Origin of the sequence: Sulfuricurvum sp. RIFCSPLOWO2_12_FULL_43_24, from assembly GCF_001829605.1 — a bacterium.
Taxonomy (GTDB): domain Bacteria; phylum Campylobacterota; class Campylobacteria; order Campylobacterales; family Sulfurimonadaceae; genus Sulfuricurvum.
Genome location: NZ_MIBT01000062.1, coordinates 1 through 1,274, shown reverse-complemented (window position 1 = coordinate 1,274; position 1,274 = coordinate 1). Strand labels below are relative to the sequence as shown.

At 38.6% G+C, this 1,274-nt stretch carries 1 protein-coding gene and 1 pseudogene; both read left to right on the top strand.

Translation table 11 applies throughout. The annotated features are described in order from the left end of the window. Positions 1 to 158, top strand: a pseudogene (locus A3G19_RS06475) (hydrogenase formation protein HypD); the annotation flags it as partial. A 28-nt stretch (positions 159 to 186) separates the two neighbouring features. Further along, positions 187 to 1,176: a Fic family protein gene (locus tag A3G19_RS06470; RefSeq protein WP_294871334.1), complete on the top strand. Its 990-nt coding sequence runs from the start codon at positions 187 to 189 to the stop codon at positions 1,174 to 1,176. Positions 1,177 to 1,274 lie beyond the last annotated feature (98 nt).

Genomic DNA, 1,274 nt, shown 5'->3' with positions numbered 1-1,274 from the left:
AACTTTGTATCTGCGGTGATATTCTGCGCGGATTTGCCAAACCGCAAGATTGCAGTGTATTCGGAACGGCATGTAAGCCGAGTTCTCCGTTGGGGAGCTGTATGGTGAGTTCAGAGGGGGCATGCGCCGCCTATTACAAATACGGGAATTTGATATAATCTATGATAAATCTAAGGCTTTGCAGTTATGAGTTATAAACCGCCGTTTACGATTACCTCTACTATGCTTAATCTTGTGAGTGAGATTACGGAAGCTTTGACTAAAATAGAGATATACGAAGATAATCTCATTACCCCTTATTTGAGAAAAATTAACCGCATTAAAACATTGGCAGGAACATTAGAGATAGAGGGTAATTTCTTAGGCGAAGAAAAAATCACTGCACTTCTGGATGGAAAAAAAGTTTTGGCAACGGTGTTGGAACTAGCAGAAGTCGAAGGGGCTATAAAAGCGTATGAAAACTTACAACTGTACAATGAAAATTCTCTAAAAGATCTGCTTCAAGCACATAAGACTTTAATGGGTGAGATTTTAACAACCGCCGGAAATTTTAGAAGAGTCAATGTTGGAGTCGGTGGAGAGGGCGGAGTAAGTCATGTTGCACCGCCTTATGAGAGAGTACCAGATTTGATGCACGATTTGTTTGAATGGCTGAAAAATTCCAATGAACATCCGCTGATAAAAAGTTGTATTTTTCATTATGAATTTGAATTTATTCACCCTTTTAGTGACGGTAACGGGAGGATTGGGCGACTTTGGCAAAGTGTGATTTTATATAACTACAAAAAAGTTTTCTCTTCCATTGCAACCGAGAGCATTGTACGGGATTATCAAGAATCGTACTATAAAGCTTTGGAAAATTCGGGAAGTTCAGGAGAGAGCACACCGTTTATAGAATTTATGTTGAGTGTTATTTTAGAGTCACTGCAAAAGGTCGGTAATAAGGTCGGTAATAAGGTCGGTAATGATTTGACCGATAATCAAAAGCTAATCGTGCAAAGCATGAGTGAAAATCCTAAAATATCAGCACAAAAACTCTCCGACATTGTCGGTATATCGGTGAGGAAAATAGAAGAAAATATCTCTAAATTAAAAGAGATGAAGATGATAGACAGAGTAGGCGGAACTCGTGGGCATTGGGAAGTATTGAGTGATAAAAAAATGAAACAGGGATAGTATAAATGACAAAAACAATCACATTAGCCCAAGGCAACGGCGGGGAAGAAAACGGCGAATTGATCTCCAAAATATTTTACAAACATTTCAAAAACGAG

Bases quoted from the DNA above. Each gene is read 5' to 3' on its own strand.
- A3G19_RS06470 (WP_294871334.1), top strand. From the start codon at position 187: ATGAGTTATAAACCGCCGTTTACGATTACCTCTACTATGCTTAATCTT.